Source organism: Streptomyces sirii, from assembly GCF_045690365.1.
Classification (GTDB): Bacteria; Actinomycetota; Actinomycetes; order Streptomycetales; family Streptomycetaceae; genus Streptomyces; species Streptomyces sirii.
This window is the reverse complement of sequence record NZ_CP147982.1, coordinates 2,695,488-2,715,221: the sequence shown is the minus strand read 5'-3', so window position 1 is coordinate 2,715,221 and position 19,734 is coordinate 2,695,488. Positions and strand designations below refer to the sequence as shown.

The window sequence follows — 19,734 nt, the reverse complement described above, 5'->3', positions numbered from 1 at the left end:
GGGCCGAGCGGTCGGACGTCATTATCCAGGGTCACGGGCGAGGACCGACGTGAGCAGACCGCGCAGGGGGACCGCGTGGCCGGGCTGGTGCGTCATGATCTCGGCGATGTCCTCGATCGCGCGGTCCCTTGCGGCCTCGTTCGGGGCGGCGGGGAACGCCTCGGCGGGCGCCGCCGTGCCGGCGAGGATCTCCGCGAGGGCGAGGTGGATCCGTGCCGTGTAGGGATCTTTCAGGAAGCCACCCTCGAGGGCGGCGCAGTGCCGGAGGGTCGCGGTGTCGCGCGCGGCGCCGGCCTGCCGGGCCCGCCGGGCGAGGGCCGGCGGCTGCTCCAGGTACCGCTGTGCGGCCTCGACGCCGTCGTGCCGGGCGAGGTGCAGCACGGCGTCGTGGACCTCGGTGCGGGGCTCGTCGAGAACCCAGGCGCCCAGGCGGTCGGAGAGCACCAGCGGCAGGAACGCGGCGTCCGCGCCGGCCTCGGGAATCCGCCGCATCAGGCGCAGCAGGTGTCCGGCGTCCCGCTCGGCCCACTCGATCATCGCCACCTCCGCCATGACGGCCGTGGCCTCCGGGGTCGCCAGGCGCTCCGCGTGCTGCTCCCAGAAGCGGCGGGCCGCCGTCCAGTCGGGGCAGTCGAGCCAGTCGTAGGCGAGCGAGAAGGCCCAGGCGGGCAGGGCCAGCCAGTCCGGCGGGGCGGTCCCCGTGGCATCGACCCAGGCGGCGCGGACCCGGTCGTGGTCGTCGTCCGGAGGGCTGCGCAAGGAATCCCGCGCGTCGAAGACGACCTCGTCGCGCACCTCGGGGGCCTCGGTCAGGAACCGGATCAGCGCGTCGGTCCCGGGACCGACGTCCTCCTCGTACAGCAGCAGCATCGTGCGCTCGTACCGCAGCCGGCGGACGACGGCCGGGTGTTCCGAGAGCACGTCGATGGCGGTGTCGTAGTAGGGCCGGACGGCGGCGATCTGCTCGATCTGGGACAGGTAGTCGGTCAACTCGCACAGGGCGGTCAGTACGTCGTGGAGGTGGCGGACGGGGGAGAGGCGGGCGAGTGCGAGGAAGCCGTCGACGGCTTCCCGGGCCGAGGCCACCGCGGCCGAGGGGTCCTCGGCCGCGGCCTGACAGCGGGCCAGATTCAGCAGGGAGCCGGCGACGGAACGGCGGCGGCGGCCGGCGGAGCCGTCCCCGCCCAGCGCGCGGTAGGTGTCGACGGCCTCCCGGGCGGCGGCCAGCGCCTCCTGGGAGTGGTGGCACGTCGACTCGGCCCGGGCGAGCGTGCTGAGCGCGTGGGCCAGGGACAGCCGGTAGGCCGTGGAGTGCGGCCCGCACAGCGGACGCAGCAGGGCCACCGCCTCCCGGGCCGGGCCCAGGGCACTCGGCGGGGCCGCCGACCGGGCCAGCTGATTCGCGTGCTGCCACAGGGCGTTGGCGAGCGCGGGGACATGGGCGGCGGGGTCGGCCTCGGCGAGCCGGCGGCGGACACCGAGCGCCTCCGTTGCCGCCTCGTGGGCGGCCTCCGCGTCGCCGCCGGCCGCCTCGCACTCCGCGAGGGATTCGAGCGCGCCCGCGAGGGAGGACAGGTGCGGGGGCAGCGGCGCGGGCCGGGCGAGTGCGCGCCGCAGCTCCACCGCCTCGCGGGCCAGCGGCAGGGCCGTCGCGGTCTCCCCGTGCTCGGCCAGCCGGAGCGCGAGCGTCTCGCAGCAGGTGGCGAGCTCGTGTCGGTGGCTGCCGGGGCTCTCCTCCTCCAGGGCGCGGTAGAGATCGATGGCCGTCCGGGAGGACGCGCGCGCGGCGTCGTCGTGCCGGACCGCGGCCAGCCGGAGAGAGAGATGGTGCAGCGCGGAGGCCAGCTCGGGCAGGTGGGCCTCGCGGCTCAGCTTCACCAGCTCACGGCAGATCTCCGTGGAGCGCTGTGCGAGGGCCAGCGCCTCCTCGTCACGGCCGCAGTCGGCGGCACGGTCGCTGAGGTTGCCGAGCGCGGCCGCGTACCGGGGGAGGTGCTCGACGGCATCGGTCACGGCCAGTTCGCGGGCGATCTCGGCCGCCTCGTTCGCCACCGAGAGGGCCGCTTCCGGCTCTCCCGCGCGACTGAGGCACAGCGACAGGTTGTGCAGGCAGGCGGCGAGCCCGGGGAGCGCGGTGGCACGGTCGTTCTCGGCGAGTGCGCGATGGGCTTCGGTGGCCGCCATCGCCGGTCGCAGTGCGGCTTGGTAGGCGCCGGTCCGGGCGAGGGAGGTGGCGAAGGTGTTGAGGAACATCGCGTATCCGTCGAGGTAGACCGCCGGATCGGCCTCGGCGAAGGGCCGGCTGATCTCCACTGCCTCCCTGGCCGCGGCCAGCGCGGATTCGATCTCACCGGCCTCGACGAGCCGGTTGGCGAGGAGATGCAGCGAGTCCGCCAGGTCGGGGAGGTAGGCGGCACCGCCGGTGGTGGACAGTTCCCGGTAGGCCTCGGTGGCCTCATGCGCCGCCGCCAGCGCGCCCTTGCGGTCCCCGGAGTCCCTGAGGCAGCGCACGAGAAGGTGCAGGGACCCGGCGAGGCCGGGCAGAAAGTCGGCGGCGCTCGCCCTGACGAGTTCCCGATAGGCGTCGGCGGCCTCCCGCGCCGCCGCCGACGCGCCCTCCCGGTCCCCCGTGAGCGAACGGCACCGGGCGAGCTGCAACAGGGAGCCGGCGAAGAACAGCCGGTGGGCCTCCGGGTCGGCGGGCATCAGCGATCTGCGGATGGCGACGGCCTCTTCGGCCTGGGCGAGGGCGGCCCGGGGACCGTCCGAGGCGGTCACGATCAGCGCGTGGTCGTTGAGCGCGACCGCGAGGGCGGGCAGGAAGGTCTGCTCGTCGAGCGGGACCAGATCCCGCAGCAGGGCGATGCCCGGGTCGCCCGCCATCAGCACATGGCTGGGCAGGGCGTAGTACAGGTAGGGCGGCATCCGGTCCTTCGGGACGCCCCGCTCGTAACCGTCCCGGATCCGCGCGACCATCGCCCGGCAGATCGCCTCCCCGCCGTCCGACTCCCGCAGCGAGGCGTACCTCAGATGGTTCATCAGCTCACGGTGGTAGAGGCGGTAGACGGCCTGCAGACCGTCGGTGTCCTCCACGATGTACCGGCCGTAGGCGTTGAGGACCCAGTCCAGATCGGCCGCTCGGTAGGTCCGGCCGTCCTGGCTGCAGGCCGACGCCGCCAGCTCCCAGACGCCCCCGGCGGGCATGCCGTTGTCGGCGCTCCAGGCGAGCGCGGTCAGCAACTCGCGTGCCGCGGCGGGGGGTTGTCCGGGGTGTGGCGGGCCGTTGTCCAGGTCCTCCTCGAAGGCCGCCGCGATCGAGGCGGGCACCGCCGTGTTCCACGCCTCCTCGCCGTGCTCGTGCCATCTGCGGATCAGGGACGTGGTGACCAGGCGGGCGAAGAGGAAGCCGCCGGCGCTCGCCACGGCCCGCTCGGCCAGCCGCGGGGCCACTTCCCGGACGCGGTGGTCGGCGATGCCCTCCGACCGCAGCCGCAGCCCCACATACGCCGCCACGTCCTCGGCGGTGTCCGGCTCCTCGTTCAGATTGACCAGCTCCGTGGTGCTGACGAACCGGGTGAGCGCGTCGTCCAGCGTGGGCCGGTGGGCGCCGTGCGGACGAAACGGCCGGTCGCGGGAGCCGAGCAGCACCGACGCCACCCGGCTCAGCGGTGCCAGCAGCTGTTCGACGATGGCTTCGGACTGCTCGGGGGCGGCCTCGTCCAGGCCGTCCAGGACGATCAGCGGTGGCCGCTCCCCGGCGGCGTCGGGATCCTCCAGCTCCTTGATCAGCGCCGACGGGGTCCGCGGCACCGGCAGGCCCAGCTTGTCCGCGAGGGCCGCCGCGATCTGCTGGGCGTTCAGCCCGCGCAGATGCAGCGCCGCGTCGACGCTGCCCTCACCGGGGTCGGGGAGATCGCCGAGCGCCCCGTGCGCGAGCGTGGCGGCGCGCTGCCGGGGGTCGGCGAGGGTGGCGATCCGGCCGAGCACCGCCGACTTGCCGGATCCGGCGCTGCCGGTCACCTGGAACAGGCCCGGCCGGGCGGCCCGCATCCACGACACGATGGCACCCAGCACCCGGCGGCGCCCCGTGAAGTACCAGCCCTCCTCCGTGCCGGACGCTCCGCGCGCGGCACGGACCAGATGCTCCACCAGCTCCTCGCCGGCCTCCCGGCGCCACCGGGGATTGCGGAAGATCGGCCGTGCGCCGCCCGAGCTGACGAACAACGGCCGCTGGCTGTCCTGCGGCCACTGCGCCAGGACGGCCTCGACCACCGTCGCCCCGGTCACCCCTCGGTTGCGTACGCTCCACTCGTGCCGATAGGCGGACCCGCCGGGCCCTTCGCGCAGCACCCGGGCGAGGGTGTCCAGCAGCACCCCCCGGCCGTGCGCCCGTTCCTCGGGCTGGCAGCTCGCCACCACCCCGAGCCAGGCGGACCGGCCCTCGGGCAGGGTCCGCTCCGCCCAGGTCCGCAGGGCCTTGTGCAGCGCGGGCAGCACCCCGGCACCCGAGTGGCAGGTGTCGACCACCAGCAGGATCTGGTCGGCGCCGCACCGCAGGGCCGCCGACGCCAGCAGTTCGGTGGAGTAGGTCTCCTCCTCGTCACCGATGTCGGCGGTGTCGCGGGTGATCAGCCGCAACGCGCTGTGGGACAGCTCGGCGTGCCCGGACCACAGCACCACCGCCGGCCCGTGGCGGCCGTCCTCGCGCCACCGCGCCGACCAGGACCGCACCTCGTCCCGTACCTCGTCCCGCCCCGGGTCCGCCACGAGCCGGGGAGCGTAGCCGTACTCCTGGAGGAGGGCGCACAGCTCGTCCATCTGCCGCCGCGCGCCCGGCAGATGGGGGAAGGCCGGCCGGTCGTAGGACTCGACGGCGACGCCCAGCGCGGTGCCGTGGACGCCGTGCTCACCCATCGCCCTCGCCCACCAGCAACAGCGCCGTCACGGACGAGTCCCGGCGGCCGGCCACGGCCACCGCCACGCGGTAGGGGCCGGGGGCCGGGGCGGAGAAGGAGGTCGCGTAGCGGCCGCCGCCGCGATTGGCGAGGGTGTGCCGCAGCGGGCGCCCCGACTCCACGGGGTGGAGCGTCGCGCTGATCGCGAGCTCGTCACCACCCGGCACCTCGGGCGGCACGGTGACCGTGAGGTCGTAGGGAGCGCCCGCCGGCAGCAGCTCCGGGGCGTGCACGCCCAAGGGCACCGGGTCGTGGAGCGGTGTCCGGTGGTAAGGGGGTTCGGCCGCGAGCCAGCCCCACAGGGCATCGCGTACGCCGCTCCCGTTCTGCAGCGAACCGTGCTGCTCACAGGGGGTGTAGCCGGTCGGCGTCCCGGGCGGTGCCGCCGAGAGCCGGGGGACCCGGCCGTCTCCGCCCTCGTCGAGGCCGTCGATGGTGTCCTGCGGCCGAAGCCGGTCACCGACGATGTCGGCGGTCGTGGGCGTGGGTTGACGCACCCCCACGACCGGCAGGAGCGCGGCCGCGGCGCCGGGGCGGGCGCCCGCCGCCCGCCGGATCTCCGCGTGGAACGCGCCCGCGTCGCGCAGCAGCTTCTCGTCCACGCCCATCAGCCCCGCGGTCTCCCGCGGGTAGCGCAGGCCGCCGGGCCGGACGAGGCAGGCGTAGTCGGGGGTGATCTGGTGCAGGGAGGGCAGGCTGCGGGCGAAGTCGGTCAGCTGGACGGCCCACGGTCCCCAGCCCACGCGGAGCCCGTCGACCAGGTGGACGAGTGCGCTGAGCGATCCGCGGTGCGGTGTCCCCAGGGTGACCACCCGCCTGGTGATCTCGAAGCCCCCCAGGCACTCGACGTAGTAGCGGGTCACCAGTCCGCCCATGGAGTGGCAGAGGAAGACCACCCGGGCCGCCCGGCGCTGCGGTGCCGAGTCGCGCCACTGCGACAGGGCCCGCTCCACCCGCTCCTTGAGGCGCTCGGCGTTGTAGCGGCACGACAGGCGCCAGTCGTAGGCGAAGGCGAGGAGGTTCGCCGGGACGTCGTCCCCCTCGCCGGGGCGGCGACGGCGCAGCGTGAAGAGCCGTTCGAGCCAGTCCAGCAGCCCGGTGTAGCCGTCGACGACCGGGCCCACTCCGGGCAGCGCGTGCAGGGTGGGCATGACGCCGTGTGCGCGCACCCCGTCGCCGGGATGGCCGTCCCCGAGGTCGGACGGCAGGGTGAGGGCCTTCACGGAGCGTCCGAAGGTGTGGATGGCCCGCCATACCGCGCCGCCGGACGGCCCCCACACCTCCTTGCCGTCGGCGTCCAGGAGCCGGCTGCCCAGGATGCCCGGCAGGACCACCACCAAGTCGTCGACTCGTTCGCGTGCCATCGGCTCCCCCCCCCGGATCGCGGTGACGACACAGTAGCGGTCCGCGGCGGAACGACGGCGCCCCCGCCCGGAAGCTCCGGACGGGGGCACGCGCGTGGCCGATGAGCGAGCCTTACAGACCGATCTCGGTCTCGAACTCGGCGGCCTCCAGGATCTGCTTGACCGTGGTCAGGTAGCGGGCGGCGTCGGCGCCGTCCACCAGACGGTGGTCGTAGGAGAGCGCGAGGTAGGTCATGTCGCGCACCGCGATGGTCTCGCCGAGGTCCGGGTGGTTGATGACCACCGGGCGCTTGACGGTCGCACCGATGCCCAGGATGCCGACCTGGTTCGGGGGCACGATGACGGTGTCGAACAGGGCGCCGCGCGAACCGGTGTTGCTGATGGTGAAGGTCGCACCGGACAGCTCGTCCGGCGTGATCTTGTTCGCGCGGACCTTGCCCGCCAGGTCCGCCGTCTTGCGGGCGATACCGGCGATGTTGAGGTCACCGGCGCCCTTGATGACCGGGGTCATCAGGCCCTTCTCCGCGTCCACCGCGATACCGACGTTCTCGGTGTCGAAGTAGGTGATGGTGCCCTCGTCCTCGTTGATCCGGGCGTTGACGACCGGGTGGGCCTTCAGCGCCTGGACGGCGGCCTTGACGAAGAACGGCATCGGGGAGAGCTTGACGCCCTCACGCTGCGCGAAGGCGTCCTTGGCCTTGTTGCGCATCCGCATGATCGCGGTGATGTCCACCTCGACCACGGAGGTCAGCTGCGCCTGGCCGTGCAGGGCCTTCATCATGTTGTCGCCGATGACCTTGCGCATCCGCGGCATCTTGACGGTCTGACCGCGCAGCGGGGAGACCTCCAGCGCGGGGGCCTTGGAGACCGCGGCAGGGGCGGCGGCCGGCGCGGCGGCCTTGGCGGCCTCGGCGGCGGCGATGACGTCCTGCTTGCGGATCCGGCCACCGACGCCGGTGCCCTTGACCGTGGCGAGGTTGACGCCGCTCTCCGCGGCGAGCTTGCGCACCAGCGGGGTGACGTACGCGCCCTCGCCCTCACCGGCGGCCGGGGCCGGGGTGACGGGAGCCGGGGCGGCAACCGGAGCCGGAGCCGGCGCGGGGGCCGGAGCCGCCGGAGCCGGAGCCGGAGCCGCCGGAGCCGGAGCCGGGGCGGCCGGAGCGGGCGCCGGGGCGGGGGCCGGAGCCGGAGCGGGCGCCGGAGCCGGAGCGGGCGCCGGAGCCGGGGCGGCGGCGGGGGCCGGAGCGGCGGCCGGAGCGGCACCGGCGGCACCGATCACGGCGAGCTTGGCGCCGACCTCGGCGGTCTCGTCCTCGCCGACGACGATCTGCAGCAGGGTGCCGGAGACCGGGGCCGGGATCTCGGTGTCGACCTTGTCGGTCGAGACCTCCAGCAGCGGCTCGTCGGCCTGGACCTCCTCGCCGACCTCCTTCAGCCAGCGGGTGACGGTGCCCTCGGTGACGCTCTCGCCGAGCGCGGGGAGGACGACATCGGTGCCCTCGGCACCGCCCGCGGGGGCGGCGGCGGGGGCCGGCGCGGCGGCCGGAGCCGGGGTGGGCTCGGGCTGCGGCTGGGCGGCGGGGGCCTCGGCGGCGGCGGGGGCCGGGGCCGCCGCCGGCGCACCGGTGCCGTCGTCGATGATGGCCAGCTCGGCGCCGACCTCGACCGTCTCGTCCTCGGCCACCTTGATGGAGGACAGGACGCCGGCGGCCGGGGCCGGGATCTCGGTGTCGACCTTGTCGGTCGACACCTCGAGCAGCGGCTCGTCGGCCTCTACGCGCTCACCCTCGGCCTTCAGCCAGCGGGTGACGGTGCCCTCGGTGACGCTCTCGCCGAGCGCCGGCAGGGTTACGGAAACCGCCATGGTTTCGGTTGCTCCTTACGAATTGCGGGATGTGGTCGCGCCCGGGACTGGGGTCAGTCGTGGGAGTGGAGGGGCTTGCCGGCCAGGGCCAGGTGGGCCTCGCCGAGAGCCTCGTTCTGCGTCGGGTGCGCGTGCACGAGCTGCGCCACCTCGGCCGGCAGGGCCTCCCAGTTGTAGACCAGCTGGGCCTCACCGACCTGCTCGCCCATACGGTCACCGACCATGTGGACGCCGACCACGGCACCGTCCTTGACCTGGACGAGCTTGATCTCGCCCGTGGTCTTGAGGATCTTGCTCTTGCCGTTGCCCGCGAGGTTGTACTTCAGAGCGACGACCTTGTCGGCGCCGTACAGCTCCTTGGCCTTGGCCTCGGTGATGCCCACCGAAGCGACCTCGGGGTGGCAGTACGTCACGCGCGGGACGCCGTCGTAGTCGATCGGCACGACCTTCTGGCCGGCCAGCCGCTCCGCCACCAGCATGCCCTCGGCGAAGCCGACGTGCGCGAGCTGGAGGGTGGGAACGAGGTCGCCGACGGCGGAGATCGTCGGGACGTTGGTCTGCATGTACTCGTCGACCAGGACGTAGCCGCGGTCCATCGCGACGCCCTGCTCCTCGTAGCCCAGGCCCGCGGAGACCGGCCCGCGGCCGATCGCGACCAGCAGCACCTCGGCCTCGAAGGTCTTGCCGTCGGCGAGGGTGACCTTGACGCCGTCGGCGGTGTACTCGGCCTTGTCGAAGAAGGTGCCGAGGTTGAACTTGATGCCCCGCTTGCGGAAGGCCCGCTCCAGCAGCTTGGAGCTGTTCTCGTCCTCGACCGGGACGAGGTGCTTGAGGCCCTCGATGACGGTGACGTCGGTGCCGAAGGACTTCCAGGCCGAGGCGAACTCGACGCCGATGACGCCGCCGCCCAGGATGATCGCGGACTCCGGGACGCGGTCCAGCGTCAGCGCGTGGTCCGAGGAGATGATGCGGTTGCCGTCGATGTCCAGGCCCGGCAGCGACTTCGGCACGGAGCCGGTCGCCAGCAGGATGTGGCGGCCCTGGACCTGCTGGCCGTTGACCGCGACGGAGGTCGGGGAGGACAGCCGGCCCTCGCCCTCGATGTAGGTCACCTTGCGGGAGGCGACCAGACCCTGCAGGCCCTTGTACAGGCCCGAGATCACATCGTCCTTGTACTTGTGGACGCCCGCGATGTCGATGCCCTCGTACGAGGTCTTGACACCGAACTGGGCGGCCTCACGAGCCTGGTCCGCGATCTCACCGGCGTGCAGCAGCGCCTTGGTGGGGATGCAGCCGTTGTGCAGGCAGGTGCCGCCGAGCTTGTTCTTCTCGATCAGGGCGACGTCCAGGCCCAGCTGCGCCCCGCGCAGGGCAGCCGCGTAACCGCCGCTACCGCCTCCGAGGATCACTAGGTCGAAAACGGTGCTGGCGTCGTTCGCCACGTCACGTCCTCCATGCATGGGTGCGCCGGAGCCGGTCGTCGATGACCGGGCCGCGGCTGTTGTTCGGCCGCTTTTACTTCGGCCCTGGGTAAGGGGGGCCCTGTCCTGCCGAGAACCCATCTTCGCACTTGTTCAACGAAGCCGGGACGGCGGGCCGGGCTCTGGGCGGCCGATCGGCCGCCCCGAAGGGGTTACTGGTGCGTAAAAACTGGTGTAGTGGCGCGCAGCGCCGCCTACGGGTGGTGGTGGGCGACGGGCGGGAGGATTTCGTTGAGGGCGAACACCCGCGAAACGCACAGACCGACGGCCCCGGGCGGTGAGCTCGGGGCCGTACGGACATATCAGGTGCGACGCGGCCGGCGTCAGCCGAGGTCGCCCGCGGCGGTGCGCTCGGCGAGCCGGACCAGGGTGCGCACCGCGGAGCCGGTGCCGCCCTTGGGGGTGTAGCCCCAGGGCGAGCCCTCGTGGAAGGCCGGACCCGCGATGTCCAGGTGGGCCCAGGCGATGCCCTCGCCGACGAACTCCTTCAGGAAGATGCCGGCGACCAGGCCGCCGCCCATCCGGTCGCCCATGTTGGCGAGGTCGGCGACCGGCGAGTCCATGCCCTTGCGCAGGTGGTCGGGCATCGGCATCGGCCACGCCTGCTCGCCGACCTCCTCCGCGATCTCGAAGATCGAGGTACGGAAGGCGTCGTCGTTCGCCATGATCCCGAAGTGGCGGTGGCCCAGCGCCAGCACCATCGCACCGGTCAGCGTGGCGACGTCCACGATGGCGTCCGGCGACTCCTCCGAGGCCCGGGTCAGGGCGTCGGCCAGGACCAGGCGGCCCTCGGCGTCGGTGTTGAGCACCTCGACGGTCTTGCCGCTGTACATGGTCAGCACGTCACCGGGGCGGGTGGCGGAGCCGGACGGCATGTTCTCGGCGAGCGCCAGCCAGCCTGTGACATTGACCTCCAGCCCCAGCCGGGCGGCGGCCACGACCGCGGCGAACACGGCGGCCGCACCGCTCATGTCGCACTTCATGGTCTCGTTGTGGCCGGCCGGCTTGAGGGAGATGCCGCCCGAGTCGTAGGTGATGCCCTTGCCGACCAGGGCCAGGGTCTTGGTCGCCTTGGCGTGCGTGTGCGCGATCCGCACCAGCCGCGGCGGGGCCTCCGAACCCTGGCCGACGCCCAGCAGACCGCCGTAGCCGCCCTTCTTGAGCGCCTTCTCGTCCAGCACCTCGACCTTGAGGCCGAACTCCTTGGCCGCGGCCTGCGCGTGGGCGGCGAAGGACTTCGGGTCCAGGTCGTTGGAGGGGGTGTTGATCAGGTCGCGGGCGCGGTTGATCTCCGCGGCCAGCGCCTGGGAGCGCTCGGCGGCGGCCTTGAACTCCTTGTCGCGCGGCTTGCCGCCGAGGATCGCGACCTCGCCCAGGGGCGCCGACTTGCCGTCGTTCTTCTTGCCGCCCTTGGCGCCGTTGCCGTTGGAGCGGTACGCGGTGAAGGTGTACGCGCCGAGCAGCGCGCCCTCGCCGACCGCGGCGGCCGCCTCGGCGTCCTCTACCGGGAGGGCGAAGCCGGCCTTCTTGCTGCCGGACAGCGCGCGGGCGGCGCTGCCCGCGGCGCGCCGCAGCGCTTCGTTGTCGAAGGCGTCGCCCTTGGCCGGGGCGTCGCCCAGGCCGACCGCCAGCACGACCGGCGCCTTGAGCCCGTCGGCGGCGGGCAGCTTGGTCACCTCGCCCTCGGCACCACTCGCGCCGAGGGTCTCCAGCACGGCGGCGAGCTTGCCGCCGAAGGCCGCCTCCACGGCCTCCGCGCCGGGGGCGACCACGACGCCCTTGGCGCCCTTGGTGACGCCGACGACGACGGCATCCGCGCGCACCGTTGCGGCGGACGAAGTACTGAGGGTCAGTGCAGTCACGGTGATGAGAGTCCTGTTCCTGTCCGGGAATCCGTTGTGCGCCTTGGGCGCTGCTGCGGCTGAGCCTACGCTCGGCGGCGCCGCGAGGCCCGGTGTGTAGCCGCACCCGATGCCGCGCGGGTGCATAACGGTCACGGCCGTAGGTACGCACCCGGACCCGACCGCTGACGAACTGCCCAGCATGGAAAGGGAGTTGGCGCGGAATCGGGTCACCCGAGCGCGAGGACGACCAGCGCCGCCAGCCCCGCGCTCTCCGCGAGCGCGCCGAACACATCGCCGGTCACCCCGCCGAACCGTCGCCGGCAGTGCCCCAGCAGCAGTTCGCCGAGCCCCAGTCCGAGCAGCGCCGCGAGCCCGGCGTGCAGCGCGCCGTACCCACCGAAGGCGGCACCCGCCCCCGCGCATCCGGCGGCCACCAGCGCGGCGCACGGCAGCGCCGCACGCAGGGGAACGGCGCCGGCGACCGCCGCGCCGAGCCCTTCGGGGCGGGCGGCCGGCACCCCCGTACGGGAGGCGAGGGTCAGCGCACCGCGCGCGGTGACCGCCGCGACGGCCGCCGCCAGCGCACCGTGCGCCCAGCCCGTCGCGTACAGCTCGCTCAGTGCGGCCACTTGGGCCAGCAGGGTGAACAGCAGCGTGATGACCCCGAACGGGCCGATGTCGGACTGCTTCATGATGCGCAGCGCGTCCTCGGCCGGCTTGCCGCTGCCCAGTCCGTCGGCGGTGTCGGCGAGCCCGTCCAGATGCAGGCCGCGGGTGAGCACCGCGGGCACCGCGGCGGTGCCGACCGCGGCGAGCAGCGGACCGCCGCCGAGCAGCAGCAGTGCCCCGCCGAGCGCGGCCGCGCACAGCCCGACGACCAGCCCGGCCAACGGCGCGCAGAGCATCCCGCCGCGCGCCGCGGCCCGGTCGAAGCGGGTGACGCGCACCGGCAGCACGGTCAGCGTCCCGAACGCGAAGCGCAGGGCGTCGGCGGCGGACGGGGGAGCGGGGGTCTCGTTCACCGCGGCAGGCTATCCGGCGCACTGCGGCGAGGAATTGCCGCTAACTGGCCGTTAAATGTCCTTACGCGACAATTGGGGAGCGTGTGGAATGGGCCACTGGTGGTACCGCAACATCGTCGAGCCGGGGAAGCTCCCACTGCTGCTCGCCCTGGCCTCCTTCGTGCTGACCTTCCTGGTGACCCGGGTCATCACCCGTCTCATCCGCGCGGGCCGGGGCCCGTTCCGCGACATCTCGCCCGGCGGCCTGCACGTCCACCACGTCGTCCCCGGAGTGATCCTGATGGTCGTCGGCGGCTTCATCGCCCTCGCCGGCGGCCGGCGCGGCTTCGGCGCCGGCGCGGCGGCGGTGCTCTTCGGCATCGGCGTCGGACTTGTCCTGGACGAGTTCGCGCTGATCCTCCACCTGGACGACGTCTACTGGACGGAGGAGGGGACCAAGAGCGTCGAGATCGTCATCCTCACCGCCGCGCTGGTCGCCCTGGTCCTCGGCGGCTTCCTGCCCTTCGGTGTCAACGAACTGAGCCCGGACGAGACCTCCGACCGCCTCACGGTCGTGCGGACCGTGGCCGGCAACTTCTTCCTCGCGGTCGTCGCGCTCCTCAAGGGCAAGGCCCGGATCGCCGTCATCGGGGTGTTCGTACCGTTCGTCGCGCTCTTCGGCGCGGTCCGGCTGGCCCGGCCCAACTCGCCCTGGGCCAGGCGCTTCTACCGCAGACGGCCGAAGGCGCGGGCCCGTGCACAGGTCCGCGCCTACCGTCACGACCGCCGCTGGTCGGGGCTGCGCCGCAAGGTCGAGCACCTCATCGGCGGCGCCCCGAGCCGCTGATACGCGCCGCGCCCCGCGGCTTCCTCGGCCGGGTGAACTCCCACAGCCCGCACAGCACCAGCACCGCCAGAATCGCCGCGACATGCTCCTTGCCGGCCAGGTTGTTCTTGATGAACACCACCTCGAAGAGCATCGCCAGCACCACCAGCGAACCGGTGAACCACGCCCGGTAGCGCCAGCAGACGTACACCGCCAGCCCCACCACGGCCGCCGACGGCCCGGTGTCGACGACGTACTTGTCCGAGTCGGGCAGCCCGATGGGGCTCTGCGGGCCGATCCAGATGCCGATCCGCGCGTACATCGTCCCGGCGAGCGTGGCGAGGTAGGCGACGAGCAGCGTCTGCCGCCAGCCGACACAGATCTCCGCGATCCCGAAGACCACCAGGATCTGCGCCAGCGCGCCCCACACCGGAAGGTCCAGCGCGGGCACGAACAGCGACAGCGGGGTGCGCAGCAGCGCCACCCACAGATGCTCCCAGGCCTGTACGGACCCGATGTCCTGGACCGTCCGATAGCCCCAGGGTTGGTTCTGCACGTACTGGAAGACCAGGGTCAGACCCACCGCGCCGAGCGTCACGGGGATCGCCCGCAACTTCGACGCGACCAGCGCGGACCGGACCGTCCGCAGCAGCGGGCCCCACTCGGCACGCGCGGCGCGGCGCAGGGCGGAGACCTCCGGCCGCCCCACCCCAGCCTCGGTCATCTCACGTTCTCCAGGTGCTTGCGGTTCAGCCACTTGGGCAGACCGGGTGCTTCCAGGAAGCCTTCCGCCCGGCCCGCGGCGATGCCGATGCGCAGCAGGTCGGTGCTCTTTTCGAAGAGCATGTACCGCGGCTCCCAGATCGGCCGGTATTTCGCATTGGCGCGATAGAGCGATTCGATCTGCCACCACCTGGAGAAGAAGCTGAGCAGCGAGCGCCACAGGCGCAGCACCGGGCCCGCGCCGAGCCGCGATCCGCGTTCGAAGACGGAGCGGAACATCGCGAAGTTCAGTGAGAGCTGAGTGATCTCCACCTCTTTCGCCCGCTGGATCAGCTCCAGGACCATGAACTCCATCAGCCCGTTCTCGGAGTCGCGGTCGCGCCGCATCAGATCCAGCGAGAGGCCCTTCTCGCCCCACGGCACAAAGCTCAGCAGGGCCCGCAGCTCCCCGGACCCTTCCCCGGCGCGGCCATCCCAGCACTCCAGCATCACGCAGCGCCCGTCACCGGGGTCGCCGAGCCGGCCCAGCGCCATCGAGAAACCGCGCTCGGTCTCCCCGTCGCGCCAGTCGTCGGCCAGCCGCAGCAGCCGGTCCATCTCCTCGGCCGGGATGTCCTCGTGGCGGCGGATCCGGACGGTGTAGCCGGCCCGCTCGATGCGGTTGTACGCCTGCCGCACCGTGCGCATCGCCCGGCCGCCCAGGGTGAACTCCGCGGTCTCCACGATCGCTTCGTCGCCGAGCTCCAGCGCGTCCAGCCCGTGCCGGGCGTAGATCGTGCCGCCCTCCTCGCTCGCGCCCATCACCGCCGGCGCCCAGCCGTGCTCCCGGGCCTCGGCCAGCCACCTCTCGATCGCCCCGGGCCAGGCCTCGGGGTCGCCCAGCGGGTCGCCGGAGGCCAGCGAGACCCCGCCCACCACGCGGTAGGTGACCGCGGCCTTGCCGCTGGGGGAGAACAGCACGCTCTTGTCGCGGCGCAGCGCGAAGTAGCCCAGCGAGTCGCGGGCGCCGTGCCGCGCGAGCAGGGCGCGCAGCCGCTCCTCGTCGTCCTCGGTGATCGCCTCGGTGCTGCGCACGGACCGGAACGCCGCCCACAGCACGGCCACCAGCAGCAGCGCGCTGAGCACATTGATCGCGACATCGACCCAGCCCGGCGTGGTGATGCCGGGGAAGTGCCGGTCGTCGGGGGCCAGCGACACCAGCCGCATCAGCCCGTAGCGCCAGCGCGTCACGAACGTCGAGGAGGCGTCCTGCGCGGTGTTGGTGACGGTCACCAGCAGCGCCGCCAGCAGCGAGGTGACCAGCAGACCGACGACCGCGGTCAGGGCCGCCAGCTTCGGGTTCGAGCGGTCGCCCTTGGCGTAGAACTCCCGGCGCCCGACCACCAGCGCGGTGGTGAACAGCAGCGTCAGCAGCAGCGACACCCAGTTCTGCGGATGGCCGCGGAACTCCGGGGCGGCCGCCAGCGCGAAGGCGAACAGCAGCGACAGCAGCCCGGACAGCACCAGGTTCAAGATCCACGCCGCCCGCTTGCGCCGCCGGAGCGTCACCGACAGGAACAGCGAGAAGGCACCGGACGCGAAGCCCGCCGTGAGCAGATACGGGGTGAAGTACTCCTCGATGTTGTGCCGGCGGATGTCGTCGGCGAACGACACCCACACCGCGCTCAGCAGGTTGATGAACGTGACGGTACGCAGGTACCAGATGCCGAACCCGGCACCGCGCTGTGACCAGCGACCGCGGCGGCGGTCCTCGTGGCCTTCATCCGGACGCAAACGATGTCTCCCATAAAAAACGTGTAAAGCGTGATCTTATGGGGCGCCGCCGGTGGTCCGGTACGGGCGTGAAGTCATGAGCGCCCCTGATGGGACGCCCGTCCGATCGCTCGGCACGGCGGCCGGCCGCTGCCGGCCGGCGCCGCGTCAGTCGCGTACGGGCAATTCTGCCGCCAGGGCCGCCGCCGCCTGCACCAACGGCAGAGCCAGCAACGCCCCCGTCCCCTCACCCGCACTGACGCCGTGGTCGAGCAGAGGGTTGAGTGCGATCCGGTCCAGCGCCTTGGCCTGCGCCGGCTCACCGCTCGCCTGACCGGCCAGCCACCAGTCCGGGGCCCGGAACGCCACCCGCTGCGCCACCAGCGCACAGGCCGCCGAGACCACCCCGTCCAGGATCACCGGCGTCCGTCGCACCGCGCTCTGCAGCAGGAAGCCGGTCATCGCGGTCAGATCCGCGCCGCCGACCGCGGCCAGCAGCTCCAACTGGTCGCCCAGCACCGGCCGGGCCCGGCGCAGCGCATCGCGGATCGCCGCGCACTTGCGCATCCAGGCCAGGTCGTCGATCGGAGCCCCGCCCCGCCCGGTGACCACCGAGGCGTCCGTGCCGCACAGCGCGGCGATCAGCGTGCTCGCGGCCGTCGTGCCGCCGACGCTCAGATCGCCCAGCACCACCAGGTCGGTACCGGCGTCCGCCTCCTCGTCCGCGATCGCCGTCCCGGCCCGGAACGCCGCCTCGGCCTCCTCGGCGCTCAGCGCGTCCTCGACGTCGATCCGGCCGCTGGAGCGCCGCACCCGATGGCGGGTCACCTCCTCGGGCAGCTCCTGCGGATCGCAGTCCACCGCCATGTCGACCACCCGCAGCGGCGCCCCCAGACGGCGGGCCAGCACCGCTGCCGGGCTCGCACCGTCCAGCACGGCCCGTACGAGCTCCCGGGTGCCGCCGGCCGGCCGGGCCGACACCCCCAGCTCCGCCACCCCGTGGTCCCCGGCGAACAGCAGCACCCGCGGCCGCTCCACGGGCCGTACCGGCACCTTCTGCTGCGCGGCCGCCAGCCACTCGCCCAGCTCGTCGAGCCGGCCGAGCGCCCCCGGCGGCACGGCCGACCGCGCCCGCCGCTCCTCGGCATCGCGGCGCGCCCCGCCGTCGGGGCGCTCGATCAGTTCGGCGAAGTCATCGAGGTTCAGGCTGCTCATTGGGCGCAGATTACCGGTCACGCTCATCCGGCGGGGGCTGGGGCGGGGCCGTGGGGGCTGAGCTCTTGTTCACGCATCGTGAAGTGCGGCCGGTCACGCTCATCCGGCGGGGGCTGGGGCGGGGCCGTGGGGGCTGAGCTCTTGTTCACGCGTCGTGAAGTGCGGCCGGTCACGCTCATCCGGCGGGGGCTGGGGCGGGGCCGTGGGGGCTGAGCTCTTGTTCACGCATCGTGAAGTGCGGCCGGTCACGCTCATCCGGCGGGGGCTGGGGCGGGGCCGTGGGGGCTGAGCTCTTGTTCACGCGTCGTGAAGTGCGGCCGGTCACGCTCATCCGGCGGGGGCTGGGGCGGGGCCGTGGGGGCTGAGCTCTTGTTCACGCGTCGTGAAGTGCGGCCGGTCACGCTCATCCGGCGGGGGCTGGGGCGGGGCCGTGGGGGCTGAGCTCTTGTTCACGCATCGTGAAGTGCGGCCGGTCACGTTCTTCCGGCGGGGCCGGGGCGGGGGCCGTGGGGGCCGAGCTTTGCTCACCGCACCGCGAAGTGCAGCTCACACACCGTCGGCGTGCGCGCCCGCAGCCCCGGCAGCCGGTGCCGCAGCCCCGCCGGCCGGTGTGCGCGTACGGCGACGATGCCCGGGTGCGCGCCCGCCACCCGCGGCAGATCCCGCCGCGGCAGCGCGTCGAAGACCAGCGCACCGCCGGGAAACCGCTCCACGCACGCCGCGAGCAGCCCGCGCACCCCGGGCGGCGACAGTCGCAGCAGTCCGCCAGGGGCCGTGACGATGACCCCGCGCTGTGGCTCGCGCACCGCGTCCAGCCAGCGGTGATCGGCCATCGCGCCGGCGACCGTCCGCCGCCGGGCGCCGTCCGGCAGCAGCATCCGGCGCAGTGCGGCGGACTCCGTCGGCTGCACCGTCAGCCAGTTCAGCCGCCCGTTGTCCAGCCGCCAGAAACCGGTGCCCAGTCCCTCGCCGAGGGCGACCACGGTCGCCTCCGGGTGTCGCGCGAGGTAGGCACGGACGGCCGCGTCGGTCAGCTCGGTTCCGGTCACGGGTCCAACAGCACTCGCCGCCGCGCCCCGGGGCAAGCGGACACGGGCCCCTCGGGGCAATCGTCATCCGCGCAGCGCAAGCGCCTGGCCCGCGACGACCAGCAGCACCTGCTCGCACTCCGCGCCGAACGACGCGTTCAGCCGCCCCAGTTCGTCGCGGAACCGGCGGCCGGCCGCGGTCGCCGGCACCACCCCCGAGCCGACCTCGTTGCTGACCGCCACCACCGGCCGACGGGTCTCCCGCAGCGCCGCCACCAGCGCGTCGGTCCGCTCCCGCAGCGCCCGCCGGCCACCGGCCTCCCAGGTCGCGTCGTCCCACGCCCCGACCTCGTCCATCGCATGCGTCAGCCACAGCGCGAGGCAGTCGATCAGCAGCGGCGAGGCATCGGCCGGCCGCCCGTCGCCGAGCTCCGGGCCGGGCCCGGCGGCCTCCTCGTCCTGCCCGGCCGCCGCCAGCAGCGGCACCAGATCGCAGGTCTCGACGGTGCGCCAGCTGCTCGGCCGCCGCTCGCGGTGCAGCGAGATCCGCTCCGCCCACTCCTCGTCGCCGTCCCGGGTGCCGCCGGTCGCCACGTACACCACGTCGGGGAAGGCCGCGAGCCGCCGTTCGGCCTCCACCGACTTCCCGCTGCGCGCCCCGCCCAGCACCAGCGTGCGCCGCGGCAGATCCGGCACCGCGTGGTACTCGCCGACCACCAGCGAGCCGCCGTCCGCCACCGCCCGGGCGCCCACCGCCGCCAGCCGGCGGTGCAGTTCGGGCCCCGGCGGCACGCCGTGGTCGATATGCACCGCCACCACGTCCGTCGCCGCGTCCACCGCCCCGCTCGCCCGCAGCCGGGCCAGCGCGTCCGGCCGCTCCAGTACGTCGAGCAGCACCAGGTCGTACGGGTCACCGGCGCCCAGGCCGTTGTTGGCGTCGCCCAGCCCGGCCGACGCCGCACCCGGCGGCAGATACAGCAGCCGCTCACCACCGGGGGCGGAGATCTCGTATCCGGTCCCCGGGATGTCCACCGCCAGGGCCCGGATCCGGTGCCCGTCCAGCAGCGCCAGCTCCCGCCCGTCGGCGACCCGGCCCGGCGTGGGCAGCCCGGCCGGCACCTCCATCACCGGCCCGTTGTGCGGATGCGACAGCAGCACCTGCCGCACGCCGGCCAGCGACTGCCCGGCACGGGCCGCCGCGAAGGCCGGGCCCGGCGTCAGATCGATCAGCAGCGCACCGTCGACGAGCAGCGCGGTCGCCGCCCGTGCCTCGTCGCCGACGGCGGTCGCACAGCGGGCACACGGGCAGCCGGGGCGCGGCAGTCCCTGCGGGGCCCCGGTGCCGAGGAGAGTCACATCCACATCGCCGAGTTTCTCGCGTCCCGCCCCACCGGGCGCGGCGGGGGCACCTCTCGACACGGCCAATCCGGTACGGCATGTTCCCGTATGGCGGGGTGGGGCAGGGCGGGCGCAACCACCAACGGCTCCCGTCCCGGCTGGCTACGACGCACCGGAACATGGCCGCACCTCTCGACAGGCCAGTCCAGTGCGGCATGTTCCCGTATGGCGGGGTGGGGCAGGGCGGGCGCAACCACCAACGGCTCCCGCCCCGGCTCACTACGACGCACCGGAACATGGCCGCACCTCTCGACAGGCCAGTCCAGTGCGGCATGTTCCCGTA

At 73.6% G+C, this 19,734-nt stretch carries 12 protein-coding genes; 1 reads left to right on the top strand and 11 read right to left on the bottom strand.

What is annotated here, in order from left to right:
- Window positions 1-21: 21 nt before the first annotated feature.
- The 6 genes from WAB15_RS12265 to WAB15_RS12240 all read right to left on the bottom strand — a co-directional run bounded on the left by WAB15_RS12265 (window position 22) and on the right by WAB15_RS12240 (window position 12,530).
- Entirely contained in the window at window positions 22-4,914 is a 4,893-nt protein-coding gene (locus tag WAB15_RS12265; protein WP_407286220.1) for a tetratricopeptide repeat protein, read from the bottom strand.
- Window positions 4,907-6,319: an esterase/lipase family protein gene (locus WAB15_RS12260; protein WP_407286219.1), complete on the bottom strand. Its 1,413-nt coding sequence runs from the start codon at window positions 6,317-6,319 to the stop codon at window positions 4,907-4,909. The genes WAB15_RS12265 and WAB15_RS12260 overlap by 8 nt, the downstream gene beginning before the upstream one ends.
- Window positions 6,320-6,431: 112 nt before the next feature.
- Window positions 6,432-8,183, bottom strand: a complete 1,752-nt coding sequence (gene sucB / locus WAB15_RS12255) for a 2-oxoglutarate dehydrogenase, E2 component, dihydrolipoamide succinyltransferase (protein WP_407286218.1) — start codon at window positions 8,181-8,183, stop codon at window positions 6,432-6,434.
- Window positions 8,184-8,236: 53 nt separating this feature from the next.
- On the bottom strand, window positions 8,237-9,625 hold the full coding sequence (gene lpdA / locus WAB15_RS12250; RefSeq protein WP_393494412.1) for a dihydrolipoyl dehydrogenase: 1,389 nt from the start codon (window positions 9,623-9,625) through the stop codon (window positions 8,237-8,239).
- 362 nt (window positions 9,626-9,987) lie between these two features.
- Window positions 9,988-11,526 carry a leucyl aminopeptidase gene (locus WAB15_RS12245; protein WP_399150443.1) on the bottom strand — a complete coding sequence of 513 codons (1,539 nt, stop codon included), beginning with the start codon at window positions 11,524-11,526 and terminating at the stop codon, window positions 9,988-9,990.
- A gap of 209 nt (window positions 11,527-11,735) precedes the next feature.
- Window positions 11,736-12,530 carry an adenosylcobinamide-GDP ribazoletransferase gene (locus WAB15_RS12240; RefSeq protein WP_407286217.1) on the bottom strand — a complete coding sequence of 265 codons (795 nt, stop codon included), beginning with the start codon at window positions 12,528-12,530 and terminating at the stop codon, window positions 11,736-11,738.
- Window positions 12,531-12,618: 88 nt separating this feature from the next.
- On the opposite strand from WAB15_RS12240, the gene WAB15_RS12235 reads away from it, so the two are divergent.
- The gene (locus WAB15_RS12235; protein WP_399150445.1) at window positions 12,619-13,356 is read left to right on the top strand and encodes a hypothetical protein; all 738 of its coding nucleotides are present in this window, start codon (window positions 12,619-12,621) and stop codon (window positions 13,354-13,356) included.
- Here the strand turns inward: WAB15_RS12235 and WAB15_RS12230 are convergent.
- The 5 genes from WAB15_RS12230 to WAB15_RS12210 all read right to left on the bottom strand — a co-directional run bounded on the left by WAB15_RS12230 (window position 13,331) and on the right by WAB15_RS12210 (window position 19,415).
- On the bottom strand, window positions 13,331-14,059 hold the full coding sequence (locus WAB15_RS12230; RefSeq protein WP_399150446.1) for a hypothetical protein: 729 nt from the start codon (window positions 14,057-14,059) through the stop codon (window positions 13,331-13,333). The genes WAB15_RS12235 and WAB15_RS12230 overlap by 26 nt on opposite strands.
- On the bottom strand, window positions 14,056-15,831 hold the full coding sequence (locus WAB15_RS12225; protein WP_399150447.1) for a phosphatidylglycerol lysyltransferase domain-containing protein: 1,776 nt from the start codon (window positions 15,829-15,831) through the stop codon (window positions 14,056-14,058). Before WAB15_RS12225 ends, WAB15_RS12230 begins: the two co-directional genes overlap by 4 nt.
- A gap of 147 nt (window positions 15,832-15,978) precedes the next feature.
- Complete coding sequence (gene cobT, locus WAB15_RS12220; protein WP_399150448.1) at window positions 15,979-17,025, bottom strand: nicotinate-nucleotide--dimethylbenzimidazole phosphoribosyltransferase; 1,047 nt, start codon at window positions 17,023-17,025, stop codon at window positions 15,979-15,981.
- Between the two features lie 524 nt (window positions 17,026-17,549).
- A complete protein-coding gene (locus WAB15_RS12215) occupies window positions 17,550-18,074 on the bottom strand; it encodes a class I SAM-dependent methyltransferase (RefSeq protein WP_399150449.1) in 525 nt (174 codons plus the stop codon).
- A gap of 63 nt (window positions 18,075-18,137) precedes the next feature.
- Window positions 18,138-19,415 carry a bifunctional adenosylcobinamide kinase/adenosylcobinamide-phosphate guanylyltransferase gene (locus WAB15_RS12210; protein WP_407286216.1) on the bottom strand — a complete coding sequence of 426 codons (1,278 nt, stop codon included), beginning with the start codon at window positions 19,413-19,415 and terminating at the stop codon, window positions 18,138-18,140.
- Between the last annotated feature and the right edge of the window lie 319 nt (window positions 19,416-19,734).

Excerpts from the sequence above, each read along its gene's own strand:
- cobT (WP_399150448.1), bottom strand. The coding sequence starts at position 17,025 with ATGAGCAGCCTGAACCTCGATGACTTCGCCGAACTGATCGAGCGCCCC.
- sucB (WP_407286218.1), bottom strand. The coding sequence starts at position 8,183 with ATGGCGGTTTCCGTAACCCTGCCGGCGCTCGGCGAGAGCGTCACCGAG.
- WAB15_RS12235 (WP_399150445.1), top strand. The coding sequence starts at position 12,619 with ATGGGCCACTGGTGGTACCGCAACATCGTCGAGCCGGGGAAGCTCCCA.
- WAB15_RS12265 (WP_407286220.1), bottom strand. The coding sequence starts at position 4,914 with ATGGGTGAGCACGGCGTCCACGGCACCGCGCTGGGCGTCGCCGTCGAG.
- WAB15_RS12260 (WP_407286219.1), bottom strand. The coding sequence starts at position 6,319 with ATGGCACGCGAACGAGTCGACGACTTGGTGGTGGTCCTGCCGGGCATC.
- WAB15_RS12230 (WP_399150446.1), bottom strand. The coding sequence starts at position 14,059 with ATGACCGAGGCTGGGGTGGGGCGGCCGGAGGTCTCCGCCCTGCGCCGC.